The organism is Actinacidiphila sp. bgisy160 (assembly GCF_057707815.1).
Genome location: NZ_JBYIQW010000001.1, coordinates 142521 through 160752, shown reverse-complemented (window position 1 = coordinate 160752; position 18232 = coordinate 142521). Strand labels below are relative to the sequence as shown.

23 protein-coding genes and 1 tRNA gene are annotated in these 18232 nt (G+C 71.7%); 5 read left to right on the top strand and 19 right to left on the bottom strand.

Translation table 11 applies throughout. The features are described 5' to 3' along the window. Positions 1 to 241: 241 nt before the first annotated feature. The 5 genes from AC3EUJ_RS00775 to AC3EUJ_RS00755 form a co-directional block, all read right to left on the bottom strand. The gene (locus tag AC3EUJ_RS00775) at positions 242 to 712 is read right to left on the bottom strand and encodes a PPOX class F420-dependent oxidoreductase (RefSeq protein WP_431958881.1); all 471 of its coding nucleotides are present in this window, start codon (positions 710 to 712) and stop codon (positions 242 to 244) included. A gap of 25 nt (positions 713 to 737) precedes the next feature. Beyond that, a complete protein-coding gene (locus AC3EUJ_RS00770) occupies positions 738 to 1571 on the bottom strand; it encodes a YceI family protein (RefSeq protein WP_431958880.1) in 834 nt (277 codons plus the stop codon). A gap of 145 nt (positions 1572 to 1716) precedes the next feature. Beyond that, on the bottom strand, positions 1717 to 4110 hold the full coding sequence (locus AC3EUJ_RS00765; RefSeq protein WP_488180931.1) for an MFS transporter: 2394 nt from the start codon (positions 4108 to 4110) through the stop codon (positions 1717 to 1719). 77 nt (positions 4111 to 4187) lie between these two features. Beyond that, complete coding sequence (locus AC3EUJ_RS00760) at positions 4188 to 4643, bottom strand: MarR family winged helix-turn-helix transcriptional regulator (RefSeq protein ID WP_431958878.1); 456 nt, start codon at positions 4641 to 4643, stop codon at positions 4188 to 4190. A gap of 144 nt (positions 4644 to 4787) precedes the next feature. Beyond that, positions 4788 to 5723 (bottom strand): aldo/keto reductase, encoded by a 936-nt coding sequence (locus tag AC3EUJ_RS00755; RefSeq protein ID WP_431958877.1) that lies wholly within the window; start codon positions 5721 to 5723, stop codon positions 4788 to 4790. 106 nt (positions 5724 to 5829) lie between these two features. On the opposite strand from AC3EUJ_RS00755, the gene AC3EUJ_RS00750 reads away from it, so the two are divergent. Continuing rightward, positions 5830 to 6006, top strand: a complete 177-nt coding sequence (locus AC3EUJ_RS00750; RefSeq protein WP_431958876.1) for a hypothetical protein — start codon at positions 5830 to 5832, stop codon at positions 6004 to 6006. 104 nt (positions 6007 to 6110) lie between these two features. Here the strand turns inward: AC3EUJ_RS00750 and AC3EUJ_RS00745 are convergent, their stop codons facing one another. From AC3EUJ_RS00745 to AC3EUJ_RS00700, 10 genes are all read right to left on the bottom strand, one after another. Further along, on the bottom strand, positions 6111 to 6248 hold the full coding sequence (locus AC3EUJ_RS00745; protein ID WP_431958875.1) for a response regulator transcription factor: 138 nt from the start codon (positions 6246 to 6248) through the stop codon (positions 6111 to 6113). A gap of 505 nt (positions 6249 to 6753) precedes the next feature. Continuing rightward, complete coding sequence (locus AC3EUJ_RS00740) at positions 6754 to 7518, bottom strand: hypothetical protein (RefSeq protein ID WP_431958874.1); 765 nt, start codon at positions 7516 to 7518, stop codon at positions 6754 to 6756. A 66-nt stretch (positions 7519 to 7584) separates the two neighbouring features. Continuing rightward, entirely contained in the window at positions 7585 to 8490 is a 906-nt protein-coding gene (locus AC3EUJ_RS00735; protein WP_431958873.1) for an RNA polymerase sigma factor SigF, read from the bottom strand. 169 nt (positions 8491 to 8659) lie between these two features. Beyond that, entirely contained in the window at positions 8660 to 9535 is an 876-nt protein-coding gene (locus AC3EUJ_RS00730; protein ID WP_431958872.1) for an RNA polymerase sigma factor SigF, read from the bottom strand. A 161-nt stretch (positions 9536 to 9696) separates the two neighbouring features. Next, the gene (locus AC3EUJ_RS00725; RefSeq protein ID WP_431958871.1) at positions 9697 to 9993 is read right to left on the bottom strand and encodes a Dabb family protein; all 297 of its coding nucleotides are present in this window, start codon (positions 9991 to 9993) and stop codon (positions 9697 to 9699) included. A gap of 30 nt (positions 9994 to 10023) precedes the next feature. Then, complete coding sequence (locus AC3EUJ_RS00720) at positions 10024 to 10188, bottom strand: hypothetical protein (RefSeq protein WP_018558266.1); 165 nt, start codon at positions 10186 to 10188, stop codon at positions 10024 to 10026. Between the two features lie 179 nt (positions 10189 to 10367). Continuing rightward, positions 10368 to 10454: transfer RNA gene (locus AC3EUJ_RS00715), tRNA-Ser, on the bottom strand. A gap of 10 nt (positions 10455 to 10464) precedes the next feature. Then, positions 10465 to 10920, bottom strand: a complete 456-nt coding sequence (gene tadA / locus AC3EUJ_RS00710; protein ID WP_431958870.1) for a tRNA adenosine(34) deaminase TadA — start codon at positions 10918 to 10920, stop codon at positions 10465 to 10467. A gap of 38 nt (positions 10921 to 10958) precedes the next feature. Then, positions 10959 to 11501 carry a tRNA adenosine deaminase-associated protein gene (locus tag AC3EUJ_RS00705; protein ID WP_431958869.1) on the bottom strand — a complete coding sequence of 181 codons (543 nt, stop codon included), beginning with the start codon at positions 11499 to 11501 and terminating at the stop codon, positions 10959 to 10961. 219 nt (positions 11502 to 11720) lie between these two features. Beyond that, positions 11721 to 11930, bottom strand: a complete 210-nt coding sequence (locus AC3EUJ_RS00700; protein WP_431958868.1) for a hypothetical protein — start codon at positions 11928 to 11930, stop codon at positions 11721 to 11723. A gap of 145 nt (positions 11931 to 12075) precedes the next feature. On the opposite strand from AC3EUJ_RS00700, the gene upp reads away from it, so the two are divergent. After that, positions 12076 to 12711 carry a uracil phosphoribosyltransferase gene (gene upp / locus AC3EUJ_RS00695; protein ID WP_431958867.1) on the top strand — a complete coding sequence of 212 codons (636 nt, stop codon included), beginning with the start codon at positions 12076 to 12078 and terminating at the stop codon, positions 12709 to 12711. Positions 12712 to 12789: 78 nt separating this feature from the next. Here the strand turns inward: upp and AC3EUJ_RS00690 are convergent, their stop codons facing one another. Both AC3EUJ_RS00690 and AC3EUJ_RS00685 read right to left on the bottom strand, forming a co-directional pair. After that, positions 12790 to 13467, bottom strand: a complete 678-nt coding sequence (locus tag AC3EUJ_RS00690) for a LytR C-terminal domain-containing protein (RefSeq protein ID WP_431958866.1) — start codon at positions 13465 to 13467, stop codon at positions 12790 to 12792. Between the two features lie 132 nt (positions 13468 to 13599). Continuing rightward, on the bottom strand, positions 13600 to 13896 hold the full coding sequence (locus tag AC3EUJ_RS00685) for a type II toxin-antitoxin system VapB family antitoxin (protein ID WP_319134963.1): 297 nt from the start codon (positions 13894 to 13896) through the stop codon (positions 13600 to 13602). 97 nt (positions 13897 to 13993) lie between these two features. Between AC3EUJ_RS00685 and AC3EUJ_RS00680 the strand changes: the two genes are divergently transcribed. Beyond that, entirely contained in the window at positions 13994 to 15520 is a 1527-nt protein-coding gene (locus AC3EUJ_RS00680; protein ID WP_431958865.1) for a helicase HerA-like domain-containing protein, read from the top strand. 2 nt (positions 15521 to 15522) lie between these two features. On the opposite strand, the gene AC3EUJ_RS00675 is transcribed toward AC3EUJ_RS00680, so the two are convergent. Beyond that, positions 15523 to 16119 carry an HhH-GPD-type base excision DNA repair protein gene (locus AC3EUJ_RS00675; protein ID WP_431958864.1) on the bottom strand — a complete coding sequence of 199 codons (597 nt, stop codon included), beginning with the start codon at positions 16117 to 16119 and terminating at the stop codon, positions 15523 to 15525. Between the two features lie 142 nt (positions 16120 to 16261). Between AC3EUJ_RS00675 and AC3EUJ_RS00670 the strand changes: the two genes are divergently transcribed. Continuing rightward, positions 16262 to 16687 carry a DUF7144 family membrane protein gene (locus AC3EUJ_RS00670; RefSeq protein ID WP_431958863.1) on the top strand — a complete coding sequence of 142 codons (426 nt, stop codon included), beginning with the start codon at positions 16262 to 16264 and terminating at the stop codon, positions 16685 to 16687. Positions 16688 to 16766: 79 nt separating this feature from the next. Here AC3EUJ_RS00670 and AC3EUJ_RS00665 read toward each other — a convergent pair whose 3' ends face one another. Next, positions 16767 to 17039 carry a hypothetical protein gene (locus tag AC3EUJ_RS00665; RefSeq protein ID WP_431958862.1) on the bottom strand — a complete coding sequence of 91 codons (273 nt, stop codon included), beginning with the start codon at positions 17037 to 17039 and terminating at the stop codon, positions 16767 to 16769. Positions 17040 to 17336: 297 nt separating this feature from the next. Between AC3EUJ_RS00665 and AC3EUJ_RS00660 the strand changes: the two genes are divergently transcribed. Further along, positions 17337 to 18230 carry a hypothetical protein gene (locus tag AC3EUJ_RS00660; RefSeq protein WP_431958861.1) on the top strand — a complete coding sequence of 298 codons (894 nt, stop codon included), beginning with the start codon at positions 17337 to 17339 and terminating at the stop codon, positions 18228 to 18230. The last annotated feature ends 2 nt before the right edge of the window (positions 18231 to 18232 follow it).

The window sequence follows — 18232 nt, the reverse complement described above, 5'->3', positions numbered from 1 at the left end:
GCGATTCTCAGAGAAATCACGCCGGGCCCGGCGTGACGCGAACGGCGCGGTGACCGCCGCAGGCTCAGCGCACAGCCCGGCAGCGCGAGGGGTTCGCGGCCGTCGCCTGGACGGCTGTCGTGCGAGCTGACCGACCTGGGCTGATCCCGGGTCGTAGGAGGCGGAGGGGCGGCGGCCACCGGGCCGCCGCCCCTTTCCGGGTCCTTCTCGTACGGAACGCGCCGGGGGCGCCGGAGGAAGGCTAGTCCTTCGGGGCCAGGCGCGCAGGGAAACCGCCCGTGGCGATCGGGCCCCAGCGCTCGGGGGTCACGCGCACCAGGGACTTGCCCTGCCTGACCATGGCGGCGCGGTACTCGTCCCAGTCAGGGTGCTCGCCCGCGATGTTGCGGTAGTACTCGACCAGCGGCTCGACCGAGTCGGGGGAGTCGATGACCTCGGCGCTGCCGTCGACCTGGACCCAGGGGCCGTCCCAATCGTCCGACAGGACGATCACCGAGACCCGCGCGTCACGGCGGGCGTTGCGGGCCTTGGCCCGCTCGGGGTAGGTCGAGACGACCAGGCGCCCCGCGTCGTCCACTCCGCAGGTGACGGGGGAGCCCTGGGGGCGGCCGTCGGCGCGGGTGGTCAGCAGCAGGGCGCGGTGGCGCGGTCGTACGAATTCCAGCAACTGGTCGAGTTGCACGTCGGTGTTGGTCGCGATGTTGGCAGCCATGGACGGCAGCCTATGCGGCCCGCGGCTATGCGGCGGGGAGGGCCGTGCCCTGGACCGCCTGGATGTCGAGGGTGACCCTGAGCGTCGTGCCCATGGTGGCGATGCCGGCCCGGACGACCTGGTTCCAGTTCATCGCGAAGTCCTCACGGCGCAGTTCGGCCGTCGCGCGGAAGGCGGCGCGCACGCCGCCCCAGGGGTCCGGCCCGGTGCCCAGGTAGGCCAGGTCCAGGCTGGCGGGACGGGTGACCCCGTGCATCGTCAGCTCTCCGTGCACGGTCCACCGGTCGCCGGCGGCCGGCTCCATCGAGGTACTGCGGTAGGTGACGGCCGGGTGCTCCCCGGCGTCGAGGAAGTCGGCGGAGCGCAGGTGCTCGTCGCGGGTGCCGTTGCCCGTGTCGATCGACGCGGCGTCGATCACGGCCTCGACGGACGACGCGAGCGGCTGCTCGGCGACGTCGATCCGGCCGGCGAAGGTCTTGAAGCGGCCGTGCACGCTGGACAGGCCCAGGTGCTGGGCGACCGCGCCGACCTCGGAGTGCGCCGGGTCGATCGTCCACGGCCCGGGCGGCGGCAGTTCGAGGCCGCCCGCGCGGGCCAGCAGCAGGGTCCCCAGGTCCGCCGAGCCGGAGGCGGTCACCAGCGCCGTCGCGGCGGCCGGGCGGTAGCCCACGGCGGTCACGATCACGGTGTACGCCCCTGGGGCCAGCGCCGCGGTGCGCACGGCGCCCTCGGCGTCCGCGGTCTCCCGCGCGATCTGCCGCCCGGTCATGTCGGTGACGGTCACCACGGCGTGGGACACCGCCCAACCGTCCTTCGTCCGGATCCGCCCGCGCAGCCCGGCTCCTGCCGTCGTGTTCATGTACCTCGCTCGCCTTCGGTGCGTTCCGCCGGCCGGGTCCGGTCCGGACGGCCACGGCCGTCCCCTGCCCGGCCGTCCGGACCGGACCCGATTTCCCCCGTCCACCGGCCCGTGCGTCTCCGCGGCGCACGGACCGGCCGATGGTTCACCCCTCGGGGTGGTTGAGCTCGACGTCGAAACCGTCCTGGTGGCCGGCCGCGGCGCCGTCGCCGACGGTGACCTGGGTGGCCACCGGCGGGAAGCCGCTGGCGACCAGCGAGTACTCGCCGGCGTCCAGGTCGCCGAAGGCGTACGCCCCGTCGGTGCCGGTGGTGGCGGTCGCCACCACGTTGCCGGCCGCGTCGATCAGCGTGACGCGGGCCTCCGGGAGCGGCGTGCGCCCGGTGCCGCCGAGCACGGTGCCGTGCAGGCGGGCTCCGGCGCGGAGCGGGACCTCGATGTGGGTGGGGCCGTTGCCCGCGACCTCGACCTGCAGTGCGGCCGGCCGGTAGCCGGTGGCGTTGACGGCCAGGGTGAAGTCGCCGGAGGGCAGGTCCTCGAAGCCGAAGGCGCCGTCCTCGCCGGTGCCGCCGCAGGCCAGGACCTCGCCGCGGACGTCGGTCACCACGACCATCGCGCCCGCGACGGGTATGCCGGTCGCCTCGGCGACCACCGTGCCGGTGAGTCCGCTGGTGCCGGCCAGGACCACGTCGTAGGGGACGGGCTCCTCGCCGACCACCACGGTCGAGGCCTGCGGCTGGTGGCCGTCGGCGGCCGCGATGAGCACGTACGAGCCGGCGCCGGGGGCGGTCAGCTCGTAGCGGCCGTCCGCGCGGGTGGCGGCGCGGCCGAGTTGCCGCCCGGTGAGCGAGATCAGGGTGATCGTGGCCCGCTCGACGCCCGTGGCGTCGGAGTTGCGCACCTGGCCGTGGATCGCGGTGCCCTCGGCTTCCAGGGGCGTGACCGGCGCGGCCACGCCGGCCACCTCGGCGACGGTCTCGGCCGGGGAGGCCTGGGCGGGTATGACCGGGGTCTGCTCGGCGTGGCCGGGGACGCCTGCCGCCTGCTGCAGTCCGCTGGTGGTCTTCAGCGGAACTTCCTTGATGAAGAGCACCAGCAGCAGCGCGAGGAACGCCACCGGGGCCGCGACCAGGAAGACGTCGCCTGCGCCGTGGCCGTACGCGCTCTCCACGACGTGGCGGACCGGCGCGGGCAGTGTGGCCAGGTCCGGGATGGCGCCGTCGGACTCGCCGGTGGACTTCGCGCCCAGGGCGGCCAGGCCGTCCTTGACGTAGTGCGTCACCCGGTTGCCGAGCACCGCGCCCAGGGCGGACACGCCGATCGCGCCACCGAGGGTGCGGAAGAAGGTCACGACGGAACTGGCGGCACCGAGGTCGGCGGCGCCCACCTGGTTCTGTACGGCCAGGACCAGGTTCTGCAGCATCATGCCGACGCCGAGGCCCAGCAGCGCCATGAAGAGCGCCAGGTGCCAGTACGTGGTGCCGGACCGCATCGAGCCCAGCAGGGCGAGGCCGCCGGTGAGCAGCACGCCGCCGGAGACCAGGAACGCCTTCCAGCGGCCGGTGCGGGTGATGATCAGGCCGGAGACGGTGGAGGAGAGGAACAGGCCGGCGATCAGCGGGATGGTCATGACGCCGGACATCGTCGGCGACTCGCCGCGGGCCAGCTGGAAGTACTGGCTGAGGAAGACCGTGCTGCCGAACATGCCGGTGCCGACGAACATCGAGGCGACGGAGGTCAGGCTGATGGTCTTGTTGCGGAACAGCCGCAGCGGCATGATCGGCTCGCTCGCGCGGGACTCGACCAGGACGAAGACCAGGGCCAGCAGCACCGCGCCCGCGACCATGGTGTAGGTCTGCCAGGAGATCCAGTCGTACTTGTCGCCCGCGAAGGTGACCCAGACCAGCAGCAGGCTGACGGCGGCGGTGACGAAGAAGGCGCCGGCCCAGTCGACCTTGACCCGGCGCCTCACGACCGGCAGGTGCAGGGTCTTCTGCAGCACGATCAGCGCGATGATCGCGAAGGGCACGCCGACGTAGAAGCACCAGCGCCAGCCGAGCCAGTCGGTGTCGACGATGACGCCGCCGAGCAGGGGGCCGCCGACGGTGCCGAGGGCGAAGGCCGCGCCGAGGTAACCGCTGTACCGGCCGCGCTCCCGCGGGGAGATCATCGCGGCCATGATGACCTGGGTCAGCGCGGTCAGACCGCCGGCGCCGATGCCCTGGACGACACGGCAGGCGATGAGCATGCCCGCGTTCTGCGACAGGCCCGCGACCAGCGAGCCCAGCACGTAGATCACCAGCGCGAGCTGGACCAGCAGCTTCTTGCTGAACAGGTCGGAGAGCTTGCCCCACAACGGGGTGGTGGCGGTGGTGGAGAGCAGGGCGGCGGTGACGACCCAGGTGTAGGCGCTCTGCCCGCCGTGCAGATCGGAGATGATCTTCGGCAGGGCGTTGGAGACGATCGTGGACGACAGGATCGCCACGAACAAGCCGAGGATCAGCCCGGTGAGGGCCTCCATGATCTGCCGGTGCGACATGGGGGCCGCGTGTCCTGCGTGGGCATCGGTCCCCCGCACACCGGTCGGTGGTGCGGTTGTTGCCATCGTCGTCCTCTTCACGTCGTGGAATGCGTACGGGGGCGGCAGTCGGCGGCGAAGTCACTGCGCAGCCGGTCCAGCAGCCGGGAGAACTCGGTGACGTCCTCGTCCGGCCAGTCCCTCAGGTGGTGGGCCAGCGCCTCGGCGACCCTGTCCTGGGCGGCGCGCAGCATGTCCGCGCCGCCGGGGGTCAGGCGCAGCAACCGTGACCGCTTGTCGTGGGGATCGGGCAGCCGGTCGATCCAGCCGCGCTCGGCGAGGTGGGCCACGTGTCTGCTGGTGACGGACATGTCGACCTCCAGCAGCTCGGCCAGCCGGCTCATCCGCATCTCGCCGTGGCGGCTGATCACCGAGAGCACGCCCAGCGATGCCGGCGGGCAATGCGGTGGGCAGGCCCGGCTGAGTTCGCGGGCGACCACCGGGATCGCGCGCAGCTGGCTCGCGAGCTCCGCGAAATGCTCCTGCGTCGCCATGGCGCCTCGCTTCCCGACTCTTGTTGGTTGCCTCAAGCAACCTTAGGAAGTTTGGTTGCTGCAGGCAAATTCTTTCGGGTAAAAACCTCCAAAAGGAGCGACCCGCCTTCGGTCAAGAGGCGGGTCGTCGTATGAAGCCGCAGGTCAGGCAGATGCCTCCGTGAGCCGCTCCAGCTCCGCGGCGGTCAGCTCCAGGCTCACCGAGGCCAGCAGAGCGCTCAACTGCCCGGGCGTACGGGCGCTGGCGATCGGCGCCACGACGGTCGGCCGGGACCGCAGCCAGGCCAGCGCGACACTCGCCGGCGCAGCGCCGTGCGCCGCCGCGACCTCGTCCAGCACGGCCAGCACCCGCGGCCCGCGCTCGGACCGCAGGTAGGCGCCCGCGCCTTCCGCCCGGGGGCTGTCCACCGTGACGCCGGGGCGGTACTTGCCGGTCAGGAAGCCCCGCGCCAGACCGAAGTACGGCACCGAGGCGAGGCCGTGCGCCTCGACGGCCTCGCGCAGCGCGCCCTCGTACTGCTCGCGCTCCACCAGGTTGTAGTGCTGCTGAAGCGCCACGTACTTCGTCAGGCCCTCGCGCTCGGCGAACTCCAGCGAGGCCGTCAGCCGCTCGGGGCTGATGTTGGAGGCCGCGACGTGGCGGACCTTGCCCTCGCGGACCAGTGCGTCCAGGGCGCCGACGATCTCCTCGACCGGGGTCCCGGGGTCGTCGAAGTGCGTGTAGAAGAGGTCGATCCGGTCGGTGCCCAGCCGGCGCAGCGACTCCTCCGCCGCGGCCTTGACGGTCGCGGCCTTCAGGCCCTTGAAGTCGGGGTGGGAGCCGGCCTTCGTCGCGACGAACACGTCGTCGCGGCGGCCGCGCTTGGCGAGCCAGGATCCGATCACGGTCTCGGACTCCCCTCCGGTGTGGCCCGGGACCCACGCGGAGTACACGTCCGCGGTGTCGACGAAGTTGCCGCCCGCGTCCGTGTAGGCGTCCAGCACCTCGAAGGAGGTCGCCTCGTCCGAGGTCCAGCCGAAGACGTTGCCGCCGAGACAGAGGGGGAAGACGTCGAGATCAGAGTTGCCGATGAGTGCCATGTCGTCTTGGACGCGGTGGGCACGGACGGTATTCCCCGGGGGTTCCCCCTCCCAACGACGGGCCGGGGGTGACCTCCGCGACCTGACTTCGCTAGGGTCCTGCCCCATGACTACCCCTGACAACAACTACGACCCGGCCGGCAGCACCCAGATGTTCCGCGCCTTCGTCGACGAGGAGCCCGCCCAGGTACAGGCCGCGGGCGGCAGCAAGACCGGGCTGATCGCCGGCGTCATCGCGGCCGTCGTCGTGATCGCCGCCGTGGTCTGGTTCGCGGTCGCCTGACGGGCGCGCTACCCCACCACGTCCACCGACACCGGACGCCGGCGGTCGCCGGCCGTCCGGCGGTCGTCGTGCGCCCGCGCCCGGCGGCCCCGCCTCGCCCCCGCTCAGCGGAACAGTGACGCCGGCTCGACGCGCGAGCGCACCCCGAGCCGGCTGAAGACGTTCCGCAGGTGGTCCTCGACCGTGCGCGTGCTGAGCGGCAGCAGATCGGCGATCTCGCGGTTGGTGGCGCCCCGCGCCACCAGCTCGGAGATCCTCGTCCGCTGAGCCGTCGGCTCCCGGCGGCCCGGGGTCCCGGTCCACCGGGCTCACCCGGCCCCCGGCGGCGCGCGGTTCGGCCGCGGCCCGGTCGGCCCAGGGGCGGGCGTCGAACTGCCGGAACACCGCCACGGCGTTCCGCAGCCGGGCGGCGGTCGCGGGCGCGAACCACGGCACCACCGATGCCGCAGCCTGCGTGATCCACGCCTCCTGCGTCGAGATGCTCCCGGGCTCGGCCTTCGTCCGCACCATCAGCAGCGGTTACGAGACGCCGGAGCGCACGGCCCACGCGACCTGGTACTCGCCCTGCGACGGGCTCGTCATCCCGTACACCAGCACCCCGCTGAGCGGCGCGAACAACCGCCTGGTGGCGTGCACGGACGCACATCGGGTTCCTCGGCGACACCGCGACCCCCGGCCGGATCCGCTCCTGCCTGGCCGGCTGAGCGCTTCACCACGCCCTCCCCAGGAGGCGGGGGCGCGCGATGTTCAGGAGTCCGCGACGGTGACGTCCCGGGTCTCGACGTGCATGCCCGGCGGCACCCGCCACGCCTCGACGCACACCTCCCAGGTCCCTTTCGCGCCGCCGCCGCCGGGGACGGGCACCGGCGCGGCGCGGGTGCTTTGCACCGTGGCCCAGTCGACGCCCAGCGGGCCGATGACGTGCGTGCCGAAGGTGAGGGTGCCGGTCGTCGCGGTGCGGTCCCCGGTGTTGCCGAGGGTGACGGTGACCTTCTCGCACCAGCGGTCGTTGGCCGCCGCGCGCTCGACCGCGCTCACCACCAGGTGCGCCGGTGCGCCGGGCGCGGGCGCGGGCGCGGAGGGGGAGGACGAGGACGAGGACGAGGGGGACGCCGAACCGCTCGGGTCCGGTCGTCCGGTGGGGCCGCCGGAGGCCGTCGTGGGTGGCGGGGTGGCGTCCTGCCGCGGCGGGGCGCTCGTGGCGCCGGGCCCCTCCGGAGCGTCCGCCGGGGGCGAGGAGCCCGCGCCGCCGATGCCGGCCGGTGCCCCCGGCGCCGTCCGGCCGCGGCCGGAGGGGGAGGCCGTACGGCCGTCCAGCGGCACGAGGATCCCCTTGCCTGAGGGCGGGGCGTTCACCGCGAGGCCGCCCGCGGTGCCCGGGGCGCCGACGGCCACGTAGCCCGCGCCGTTGCCCTCGCAGTCCGGGCCGAGGGCGGCGAAGGCGCCCAGGCAGACGACGGCCGCCGAGGCAGCGGCCAGCGCGCCCCGGCGGCCCCGTGGTATGTGCACCATCCCGCCAGTGTACTGACGAACCATCAGGAGTGAATCGCCAGGTTCTCCGGTCTGCCGGACCTCGTCCTAATGCTCGGAGGTCAGGCCCTCGCGCAGCTGCGCCAGGGTCCGGGTCAGCAGCCGGGAGACGTGCATCTGGGAGATGCCGACCTCCTCGCCGATCTGCGACTGCGTCATGTTGGCGAAGAAGCGGAGCATGATGATCCGCCGCTCCCGCGCGGGCAGCTGGGCGAGCAGCGGCTTGAGCGACTCGCGGTACTCCACGCCCTCCAGCGCGGTGTCCTCGTAGCCCAGCCGGTCGGCCAGCGAGCCCTCGCCGCCGTCGTCCTCCGGGGGCGGGGAGTCCAGGGAGCTGGCGGTGTACGCGTTCCCGACCGCCAGGCCGTCGACCACGTCCTCCTCGGAGACGCCGAGTGCTGCCGCGAGTTCGCAGACGGTGGGCGATCGGTCCAGCCGCTGGGCGAGCTCGTCGCTGGTCTTGGTCAGCGCCAGCCGCAGCTCCTGCAGCCGGCGCGGCACCCGCACCGACCAAGAGGTGTCGCGGAAGAAGCGCTTCACCTCGCCCACGATCGTGGGCATCGCGAAGGTGGGGAACTCCACGCCGCGGTTGCAGTCGAAGCGGTCGATCGCCTTGATCAGCCCGATCGTGCCGACCTGGACGATGTCCTCCATCGGCTCGTTGCGACTGCGGAACCGGGCCGCCGCGTAGCGCACGAGCGGCAGGTTCAGCTCGATGAGTGTGTCCCGTACGTACGCCCGTTCGGGGCTGTCGTCCGGCAGTTCGGCCAGCCGCAGGAAGAGCGAGCGGGAGAGCGTGCGGGTGTCGACGCTCGTGTCGATGGCCTCGATCGTGCTGTCGACGGCGCTGATGTCGGCGACGGCGGTGCCGGCGGTGTCGATGGCGTTGTCGTCAGGAGCATCGTGCGGCGCGTCGGTGTTCAGCACCTTCGGACTGCCCACTTCTACGGACATGCCACCCCCTTGAGGTCGCGGACGGGTGTCGCGGGCGACGGTTCGTTCCTCCACTGGAATACCGGAGGCCGGACCGCGACAAACGCGGTTCCCGCAGAATGTCACATGTCGGCAACGCGCTGTAGCGCCATGTCGACTTATTCCGCAGGGGGTGGGTAGTCCGCAAGGGTTACGATTCGAGCTGATTTGCGGATCGGAGTCGGGCGAAGCTGCGGGACAGCAGCCGGGAGACGTGCATCTGCGAAACCCCGAGTTCGGCACTGATCTGCGATTGCGTCAGATTGCCGAAGTAGCGCAGCAGCAGGATCCGCCGTTCCCGCTCGGGGAGCTGCACCAGCAGGTGCCGCACCAGGTCCCGGTGCTCCACGCCGGTCAGGGCCGGGTCCTCGTAGCCGAGCCGGTCCAGCAGCCCGGGCGCCCCGTCGCCGCCCTCCTGGGCCGCCTCCAGGGACGTGGCGTGGTACGCCCGCCCGGCCTCCAGGCAGGCCAGCACCTCGTCCTCGGAGAGCTTCAGCCGGTCGGCGATCTCCGCGGTGGTGGGGGTGCGCCCGTGGGCCACCGTCAGGTCCTCGATGGCGCCGCTGACCTGGACCCACAGCTCGTGCAGCCGGCGCGGGACGTGGACGGTGCGGACGTTGTCCCTGAAGTAACGTTTGATCTCGCCGACGACGGTCGGCATCGCGAAGGTCGGGAACTGCACCCCGCGTTCCGGGTCGAAGCGGTCGATGGCGTTGATCAGCCCGATCGTGCCGACCTGGACGACGTCCTCCATGGGCTCGTTGCGGCTGCGGAAGCGTGCGGCCGCGTACCGCACCAGCGGCAGGTTCACCTCGATGAGGGCGGCCCTGACCCGGGAGTGCTCCGGGGTGCCCGGTTCCAGCCCCGACAGCTCGTCGAACAGCACCTGCGTCAGCGCCCGCGCCTCCACCGCGTTGCTGTTGGTGCTTCCGCGGGTGCCCCCGCCGGTGGTCGTGCCGGTGGTCGTGCCGGTCCCGTCGCCGTCTCCGGAGGTCGATGGTGACGCGGGTCGGGCCGACACGGACATGCCACTCCTCATCGGTCCACTCATCCGGCAAAAGCGGTCATAGCATCACAATTCATGTGGACTGTGTGCAAGTGAGGCGCGGCCCTCAGAGAAAAAGCCCTCCGCCCGGCGGGCGGAGGGCTGTGCGTCAGGAGCGGGGCCCGACGGGCCGCCGCGGGGCGTCACTCGAACACGTAGTCGGCGACCACCCAGGTGGCGAACTCGCGCCACAGTGCCACCCCGGCCTGGTGCGCCGGGTGCTCCAGGTAGGCCTTGAGCGCGTCGGCGTCCGCCACCGAGGAGTTGATCGCGAAGTCGTGCGCGATCGGACGGTCCGAGATGTTCCAGCCCAGTTCCCAGGAGGCCAGCTCGGGGATCTGCCCGCCGAGCCGCTCGAAGGCGTCGACGCCGGCCGCGACCCGCGGGTCGTCGCGCTCCACGCCCTCGTTGAGCTTGAAAAGGACCAGGTGGCGTATCACGGTGCTGTGCTCCTCGCCGGCTCCCGGCGGTCAGTTGACCAGCGCGGTCATGAACTCTCCGACGCCCTTGGCGGCGTCCGATATGCCCTGGAAGCCTATCTGCACGAGATCGGCTGCGCGGGCCGGCGACGTCACGATCGTATAGAGCACGAAAGCCACGATGACGTACATGGTGATTTTCTTCGCCTGCGCCATGGCTGGAGTGTATCCACCGGATGGCCCCATCAGACCGGGTGACGGAAGGCCTCCTTGCGGGTGATCCGCGGCCCCGTCCCGCTCCCCCTGTGACACCCGCCGCAGCGCGGTCCGGACGGCCGGAAACGGCGAGGCGCCCGGTCCGAAGGGACCGGGCGCCTCACCTTTGTCACTCGCAGCGGTAGCGGTGGGATTTGAACCCACGGAGGAGTTGCCCCCTCACACGCTTTCGAGGCGTGCTCCTTAGGCCGCTCGGACACGCTACCGAGAGAGAGCTTAGCGGACGTCCGGGTGTGCTCCGAAATCCTTTGATCGGAAGAAGTGGGTGAGCAGCTCACCGCACTCCTCGGCGAGCACGCCGTGGATCACTTCCGGGCGGTGGTTGAGCCGGCGGTCGCGGACGAGGTCCCACAGGGAGCCCGCCGCCCCGGCCTTCTCGTCCAGCGCGCCGTAGACCACGCGTTCGAGGCGGGCGGCGACGACGGCCCCCGCGCACATCGTGCAGGGCTCCAGGGTCACCACGAGCGTGCAGCCGGTCAGCCGCCACTCCCCGAGCGCCTTCGCGGCCTCGCGGATGGCGATCACCTCCGCGTGGGCGGTCGGGTCGCCGACCGCCTCGCGTTCGTTGCGGCCGCGGCCGATGACCGTGCCCTGCGGGGACAGTACGACCGCGCCCACCGGCACGTCGCCGGTGCGCGGGGCGAGGCGGGCCTCCTCGAGGGCGAGCCGCATCGGGGAGACCCAGGGGTCGCGCAGTGGGTCCGGACCGGTCAGCGGACCGCCTCCAGCACATCGGCGCAGCCCAGCGAGTCGGCGATCTCGCCGAGCGCCTCCCCGGTCAGCGCGCCGTCGCCACTGAGGGCCAGCAGTTCCTTGGCGCTCATGCCGAAGTCCGCGAGGAGCTCGGCGTCCCCGAGCGGTCCCACGGGGACGTGCACCTCCGTCGGGCCGGGCACCACGTCGTCGTCGAGGTCGTCGGCGTCACCTTCCTCGGTGCCGTCGAGGTCGACGATCTCGTCCAGGTCCTCGGGGTCGCGGCCCAGCAGTTCGTCGGTGAGCAGGATCTCCCCGTACGAGCTGCGCGCGGCGGTGGCGGCGTCGGACACGTAGATCCGCGGGTCCTCCTCACCGTCGACACGGACGACGCCGAACCAGGCGTCCTCCTGTTCGATGAAGACCAGGACCGTATCCTCCCCGGCTGAAGCCGCCCGGGCCAGGTCGGTCAGGTCGCCAAGGGTTTCCACATCGTCGAGATCGGTCTCGCGCGCTTCCCAACCGTCCTCGGTGCGCGCGAGCAGTGCGGCGAAGTACACCGTGACTCTCCCACAGGTCTCAGGCCGTCCGGACTTTCGGGCGGGAGCCGAATGATCTGGCGCAGGTCCCCGCCCACACTCGGCATCGTGGCAGAAACCTCGGCTTTGCGAAGGGTCTTCCGCGCTGCGTCGTGAGAGGCCTTCCGGCTTTTTTCCGTGCGGCGGCCTGCGCGGACCCCCTCGGCGCCCGCCAGGCGGGGCATTGTGCCGACCTGGGGACTACCAGCGGAACGTCCGCATCCGCATCTGCTGGCGCGCGCGTGCCGCGCGCGCCCGGCGTGGCTGGACGCGGTCACGGAGTTGCTTGGCCTCGTTCAGCTCGCGCAGGAACATGGCGCGGCGCCGTCTGCGTTCGGCGTCGCGCTCCCGCTGCGTACCAGCGTCGCCCGTGTCGTCCGCGCCGGCGCCGTCGCTGCCGCGCTCCGCCATGGGGCACCACCCCTAGAGATCCACGTGCCCGGCCGGGACAGTCCGGGAGTAAGTGCACGCATTCCCCCTCCCGGGTGGTTCGAAGCCTGGCCGGCCGCACGGACCGGGCGGGCCGGGCCGCGAGCCGAACGTTAAAGTCGTGGACATGCGGATCCACGTCGTCGACCACCCCCTGGTGGCGCACAAACTCACCACCCTGCGCGACGAGCGCACCGACTCGCCGACCTTCCGTCGGCTGGCCGACGAGCTGGTCACCCTGCTCGCCTACGAGGCGACCCGTGACGTGCGGACCGAGCAGGTGGACATCAGCACCCCCGTCGCGGACACCACGGGTGTGCGCCTGTCCCACCCGCGTCCGCTGGTGGTGCCGATCCTGCGGGCCGGCCTCGGGATGCTGGAGGGCCTGGTGCGCCTCCTGCCGACCGCGGAGGTCGGCTTCCTCGGCATGATCCGCGACGAGGAGACCCTGGAGGCCAAGACCTACGCCACCCGCATGCCGGAGGACCTGTCCGGGCGACAGGTTTACGTCCTCGACCCGATGCTGGCCACCGGAGGCACGCTGATCGCCGCGATCGACCTGCTGATCGAGCGGGGCGCCGACGACGTGACGGCCGTGGTGCTGCTGGCCTCCCCGGAGGGTGTCGAGGCGATGGAGCGCGCGCTGGCCGGCAAGCCGGTCACCGTGGTCACCGCGGCGGTCGACGACCGCCTCAACGAGCAGGGCTACATCGTCCCCGGCCTGGGCGACGCGGGCGACCGCCTGTACGGCACGGCCGGCTGACGCCGGCCGTCCCACGACGCACGCAACCGGCCGCCGGGGCCTGACGCCCCGGCGGCCGGTTCCGTCGTGGGACGTGGCCTAGCAGGTGCCGGCGCTCGGCGCCGCGCTCGGGCGGGCCAGGGCGGCAAGGGCCTTCTCGACGGCCTTGTCGCCGGAGAGCTTGGTGAAGCCCGTGCCGAGCATGACGTCCACCGTGCCGGTCGGGCGCTTGGAGCCGGCGGCCGCGGGCTTCAACGTGGTCGTGCCCTTGATCTGGGCGCTGACCAGCTTCATCGCGGCTTCGGCCTTGGGGCCGTGGCCCCCGATCAGCAGCGCGGCCACCTTCACCTTGCGGTCGTACTCGGGGTCGGCGTTGCCGAAGGTGCCCACCTTGAAGCCGCGTGCGGCGAACTCGTCCGCGGTGTCCTTGGCCAGGCCGCCCTTGGCGGTGGCGTTGTAGACGTTGATCGTGAGCTCCCCGGGCTCCGGGAAGGCGGTCGGGGCCGCCCCGGCCGAGCCCGGTGCGGCCGCGGCCTTGCAGGTGCGCTCCTTGGCGGCGTTCTCCGCCTTGGCGGCCGTGTTCTTCGCGGGTGTGGACTTGCCGCCGAAGACGTCGACCAGTTGGAGCGTGCCCCAGCCGGCCACGCCGACCACGGCAACGGCCGCCACGACGACCGCCACGATGCGCACCCTGCTCCGGGGGCGGCGCATCCGCGGGTACTGGTTCCCGGTCACCCGGTACTTCCCGCCCATGCCGGGGGGCGTCAGCATGCTCATGTGCGCAGCGTAGTGCGATTGGGCGTCCGGGCCTACTAAATGATCAACCAATCGGGGCCAACGGGGGGCACTTGAACCCGAAAGGGCGAAGGAGACCCCTGGCGGAGGCGGGCCCGTGAAGCGGTCCGGGGCTCAGTCCATCTCCAGCACCCGGGCGTGCAGCACCTGGCGCTGCTGCAGCGCCGCGCGCACGGCCCGGTGGAGCCCGTCCTCCAGGTAGAGGTCGCCCTGCCATTTCACGACGTGCGCGAACAGGTCCCCGTAGAAGGTCGAGTCCTCGGCGAGGAGGGTCTCCAGGTCGAGTTGCCCCTTGGTGGTGACCAACTGGTCGAGGCGTACCGGACGTGGGGCGACGTCCGCCCATTCACGGGTGCTTTTCCGGCCGTGGTCGGGGTACGGCCGCCCGTTTCCGATGCGCTTGAAGATCACACGGAAAGCCTACCGGGCAAGGGCGTACGGGCGCAGCAACGGCGCAGGAGTGCGATGGTGGGCAAATACTGTGATAGCGGGAGCAGCGGAGCAGCCCATGACCACGCCGAGCCCGTCCGGCGCCGCCCGGGCCATCGCCGAGGGGTACGCCTTCACCGGACCGGCCCTCGAACTCGGCGCCCTGCTGTGGGAGGACCGCGCGCTGCCCGAGGCACCCGTCCGCGTCCCGCTGGCGGTGCTCAACCGGCACGGGCTCGTCGCCGGTGCCACCGGCACCGGCAAGACCAAGACGCTGCAACTCGTCGCGGAACAGCTCTCCGCGCACGGCGTGCCGGTCTTCCTGGCCGACGTCAAGGGCGACGTCTCCGGCATCTGTGCCCCGGGCGTGCCCGGCGACCGCGTCGCCCGGCGGGCCGCCGAGGTGGGCCAGGAATGGCGCCCGGCCGGCTGCCCCGCCGAGTTCTACGCTCTCGGCGGCATCGGCCGGGGCATCCCGCTGCGGGCCACGGTGACGAGCTTCGGTCCGGTGCTGCTGTCCAAGGTGCTGGGGCTCAACACCACGCAGGAGCAGTCGCTCGGCCTGATCTTCCACTACGCCGACACCAAGGGCCTGGAACTGCTGGACCTGAAGGACCTGCGGGCCGTGGTCACCTTCCTCACCTCCGACGAGGGCAAGCCGGAACTGAAGGGGATCGGCGGGGTATCGCCGGCGACGGCCGGGGTGATCCTGCGGTCGCTGACGACCTTCGAGGCACAGGGCGCGGGGGCCTTCTTCGGCGAGCCGGAGTTCGACACCGCCGAGCTGCTGCGCACGGACGGCGAGGGGCGGGGCGTCGTCTCCGTACTGGAACTGCCCGCCGTGCGGGACCGGCCGCAGTTGTTCTCCACCTTCCTCATGTGGCTGCTGGCCGACCTCTTCGAGGATCTTCCGGAGGTCGGCGACCCGGACCGGCCCAAGCTGGTCTTCTTCTTCGACGAGGCGCACCTGCTCTTCACCGGGGCGAGCAAGGCCTTCCTGGAGGCCATCACGCAGACCGTGCGGCTGATCCGCTCCAAGGGCGTCGGTATCTTCTTCGTGACACAGACCCCGAAGGACGTGCCCTCCGAGGTGCTCGGCCAGCTCGGCAACCGGGTGCAGCACGCGCTGCGCGCCTTCACCCCGGAGGACGCCAAGGCGCTGAAGGCGACGGTGCGCACCTTTCCCACCTCGCCGTACGACCTGGAGGAACTGCTCACCGGGCTCGGCACCGGCGAGGCCGTGGTCACCGTCCTCGACGAGGACGGCTCCCCCACCCCGGTCGCCGCGGTGCGGCTGCGGGCGCCGCGGTCGCTGATGGGTCCCGCCGACCCGGCGGCGATGGACGCGGCGGTCGGGAATTCGCCGCTCTACGGGCGCTACGCGCAGGCGGTGGACCGGGAGTCGGCGTACGAGCGGCTGGTGGGGCGGTCCGCGGCGGGCCCTGGCGGCTGCGGACGCCGGGAGCGCCCGCAGGAGGAGACGGGAGTGGTGGAGCAGGTGATGGGCAGCGGGGTCTTCCAGTCGCTGGCCCGCTCCATCGGCACCCAGATCGGGCGCGAGATCACCCGGTCCCTCTTCGGTACGTCCAAGCGCCGCCGTCGCTAGGGTCAGGACTCCTTCGCGGTCTTCGCCTCCTTGGCGGCCCGCTTCTGCTCCTGCTTGAAGGCGCGCACCTTGTCCAGCGACTCGGGGCCGGTGATGTCGGCGGCCGACCGGTGCGAGCCCCGCTCCCCATAGGCGCCCGCCGCCTCGCGCCACCCCTCGGGCGTCACGCCGAGCTGCTTGCCCAGCAGCGCCAGGAAGATCTGCGCCTTCTGCCTCCCGAAGCCGGGGAGCTCGTTGAGCCTGGCCAGCAGCGCGCGGCCGTCGGTGACATCGCGCCAGACCCCTTCCGCGTCACCGCCGTAGTGCTCCACGAGGTACTGGCACAGCTGCTGGACCCGCTTGGCCATCGACCCCGGGTAGCGGTGGACGGCGGGCTTCTGCGCGAGCAGTTCGGAGAAGGCCTCGGGGTCGTAGGCCGCGATCTCGCCGGCGTCGAGGTCGTCGCGGCCCATGCGCTGCGCGATGGTCCAGGGGCCGGAGAAGGCCCATTCCATGGGGATCTGCTGGTCGAGCAGCATGCCGACCAGGGCCGCCAGCGGACTGCGGGAGAGCAGGGCGTCGGCCTCGGGCTGCTGCGCGAGGTGGAGTGTGGTTGCCATGCACCGATGATCTCGCCTGCCGGGGTTTGCCGCCCGCGGGTCACCCGGACGGCGGAGCGCGGATGGCCGTACCCACCGGCCGGGCGGACCGTGTGGAGTGTCCGGGCAGTGAGCCCGGGCGGCAAGGGACGGGAGCCATCTCATGAGCCAGCAGACACAGCCGGTCGCCGAGCGTCCGCACTCGGGGTTGGCGACGGGCGGCACCACCTTCGCCGGGGTCCTGCTCATCGTCTCCGGTGTCGTGATGATCCTCGAGGGCATCTCGGCCATCGCCAAGGACGACATCTGGGTGCGGCTCGGCGACTACGTCTTCAAGTTCAACCTGACGGCGTGGGGCTGGATCCACCTCGTGCTCGGCGTGCTGGTCGTCGTGGTCGGCACCGCCCTGCTCCAGAACGCCCCCGACTGGGCCCGGGTCGCCGGTGTCGCCCTGGCGGCGTTCAACATCATCGTGAACTTCGCGTGGATGCCGTACACCCCGGTGTGGGCGATCATCGTCATCGCCATCGACGTCTTCGTCATCTGGGCGCTGTGCAGGAGCTGGGGGGAGCACCCGAAGCGGGCCTGACCCCGGGTGCCCGTAAACGGCCGGGACCGGCCCGCTGTGCGCGGGCCGGTCCCGATGCGTCCAGTGGTCTCGCGGGGTCTCAGGCGCCCTCGGGGCCGCCGGGTTCGGTGCTCTGCGCTTCCGTTCCCCCGTCACCCCCTCCGGCCCCTCCTCCGGCCCCGCCGCGGGACCTGCCGCTCCGGCCGGCGAAGAGCAGCCGGGCGAAGAGGAGGACGTCGCGGCGGACCGCGGGCTTCTTGCGTGAGAACCATTCGAGCAGGACAAGCTTGAGCAGGACGCTGACCGTCAGTACCACGGCCGTGGCGATACCGGCGTTCTGCCAGGGGATTGCGGCGAGCAGGGACTGGGACATCAGGACCTCCGGTGAGGGATGCGACGAGGCGGCGATCCGGACCGCCGACGGGGTTTCTCACCCCGTGTCGTCCAGACTGGAGACGGGCGCTGAGGCCGTCCTCCACCCCTTCGCTGAATGCCAACCGAGCCCCCGCGCAAGCAATTTGGGTGGAAACTCAGCTGACTTGCCCTCCGGCGTTATCGTGATGTCATGGGGGCAGGAGGTACACAGGGCAAGCCGCTGGTCTCTGCCTTGGGGGAAGTGGTCATCGAGAGCCCGGGGTCCAGGGACACGCTCACAGGGACGTCCGCGGCCGTGCTTCTGCGCTTGGTCTTCGCCAAGGGCAGACCCATCAAGGCCGAATCCCTGAAAGGCATGCTGCCACGCAGTCGTGAGGACAACTCCGTGGAACAGGCTGTTCGGCAGGCACGTGCCGTGCTCCAGCGCCACGGGGTGACCTTGCCCAAGCAGAACGGCGGGTCGTACCGCCTGGAGCAGGGTACGGTCCGGCTGGACGCTCTGGAGTTTCCGGACCAGGTCGAGGCACTGCCCGCTGACCCCGAAGCCGAGCAGGTCAGCGCCCTCCTGAGGCTATGGCGGGGGGATCCTCGCTCCCTCCACGCCCTCGACAAGCGGCACTGGAGCGAGGCGTACCGGGCGCGGGACCGCTTGATTGGCGAGGTCGAGCGGTTGTTCCACGAAGGGGTCGAAGTCGACGGCTGGCTGGACTTCGCCGGCAACTTCCCCTCTGACCCGGAGATCATGCGGGTGGATGCTTTGGATCCGGCTCGCGTTCCGGTCAGGCGGCGGCGGCTCCTCATCGTCGAGGACAACGAGATCATGGGCCCGGAACTGGTCAGGCTGTTCGAGGAGAAGGGCTACGAGGCGAGACTCGTCACAAGCACGGCCGGTTACCACTCGGAGATCCGGCAGAACACTTTCGACGGGGCGCTCGTGGACCGCCACCTCACACCAGACAACGATGACAGCGATGGCTTCCTGGTCCTGGACGACCTCCGTGTCCGGGGAGTACCCCGGGTACTGCTCACCGCCTTCTTGCCGCCGGGCAACATCAAGGAGCGGATCAAGGAGCTGACCGAGGAGTACGGCCTGTCGGGTATCTGCTTCAAGGACGACCCCCGCCAGGTGAGGGGGCACTTTCGGCGCGACACCCTGCGGGTCGTGGACCAGATGATCCGCCCCGTGTGAAG

Coding starts and splice junctions, on each gene's coding strand:
- AC3EUJ_RS00670 (WP_431958863.1), top strand. CDS start 16,262: ATGAGCCAGCAGACACAGCCGGTCGCCGAGCGTCCGCACTCGGGGTTG.
- AC3EUJ_RS00760 (WP_431958878.1), bottom strand. CDS start 4,643: ATGGCGACGCAGGAGCATTTCGCGGAGCTCGCGAGCCAGCTGCGCGCG.
- AC3EUJ_RS00665 (WP_431958862.1), bottom strand. CDS start 17,039: ATGTCCCAGTCCCTGCTCGCCGCAATCCCCTGGCAGAACGCCGGTATC.
- AC3EUJ_RS00680 (WP_431958865.1), top strand. CDS start 13,994: ATGACCACGCCGAGCCCGTCCGGCGCCGCCCGGGCCATCGCCGAGGGG.
- AC3EUJ_RS00675 (WP_431958864.1), bottom strand. CDS start 16,119: ATGGCAACCACACTCCACCTCGCGCAGCAGCCCGAGGCCGACGCCCTG.
- AC3EUJ_RS00700 (WP_431958868.1), bottom strand. CDS start 11,930: ATGGCGGAGCGCGGCAGCGACGGCGCCGGCGCGGACGACACGGGCGAC.
- AC3EUJ_RS00750 (WP_431958876.1), top strand. CDS start 5,830: ATGACTACCCCTGACAACAACTACGACCCGGCCGGCAGCACCCAGATG.
- AC3EUJ_RS00770 (WP_431958880.1), bottom strand. CDS start 1,571: ATGAACACGACGGCAGGAGCCGGGCTGCGCGGGCGGATCCGGACGAAG.
- AC3EUJ_RS00730 (WP_431958872.1), bottom strand. CDS start 9,535: ATGTCCGTGTCGGCCCGACCCGCGTCACCATCGACCTCCGGAGACGGC.
- tadA (WP_431958870.1), bottom strand. CDS start 10,920: ATGCGGCTCGCCCTCGAGGAGGCCCGCCTCGCCCCGCGCACCGGCGAC.
- AC3EUJ_RS00740 (WP_431958874.1), bottom strand. CDS start 7,518: ATGGTGCACATACCACGGGGCCGCCGGGGCGCGCTGGCCGCTGCCTCG.
- AC3EUJ_RS00775 (WP_431958881.1), bottom strand. CDS start 712: ATGGCTGCCAACATCGCGACCAACACCGACGTGCAACTCGACCAGTTG.
- AC3EUJ_RS00755 (WP_431958877.1), bottom strand. CDS start 5,723: ATGGCACTCATCGGCAACTCTGATCTCGACGTCTTCCCCCTCTGTCTC.
- AC3EUJ_RS00735 (WP_431958873.1), bottom strand. CDS start 8,490: ATGTCCGTAGAAGTGGGCAGTCCGAAGGTGCTGAACACCGACGCGCCG.
- upp (WP_431958867.1), top strand. CDS start 12,076: ATGCGGATCCACGTCGTCGACCACCCCCTGGTGGCGCACAAACTCACC.
- AC3EUJ_RS00690 (WP_431958866.1), bottom strand. CDS start 13,467: ATGAGCATGCTGACGCCCCCCGGCATGGGCGGGAAGTACCGGGTGACC.
- AC3EUJ_RS00720 (WP_018558266.1), bottom strand. CDS start 10,188: ATGGCGCAGGCGAAGAAAATCACCATGTACGTCATCGTGGCTTTCGTG.
- AC3EUJ_RS00765 (WP_488180931.1), bottom strand. CDS start 4,110: ATGTCGCACCGGCAGATCATGGAGGCCCTCACCGGGCTGATCCTCGGC.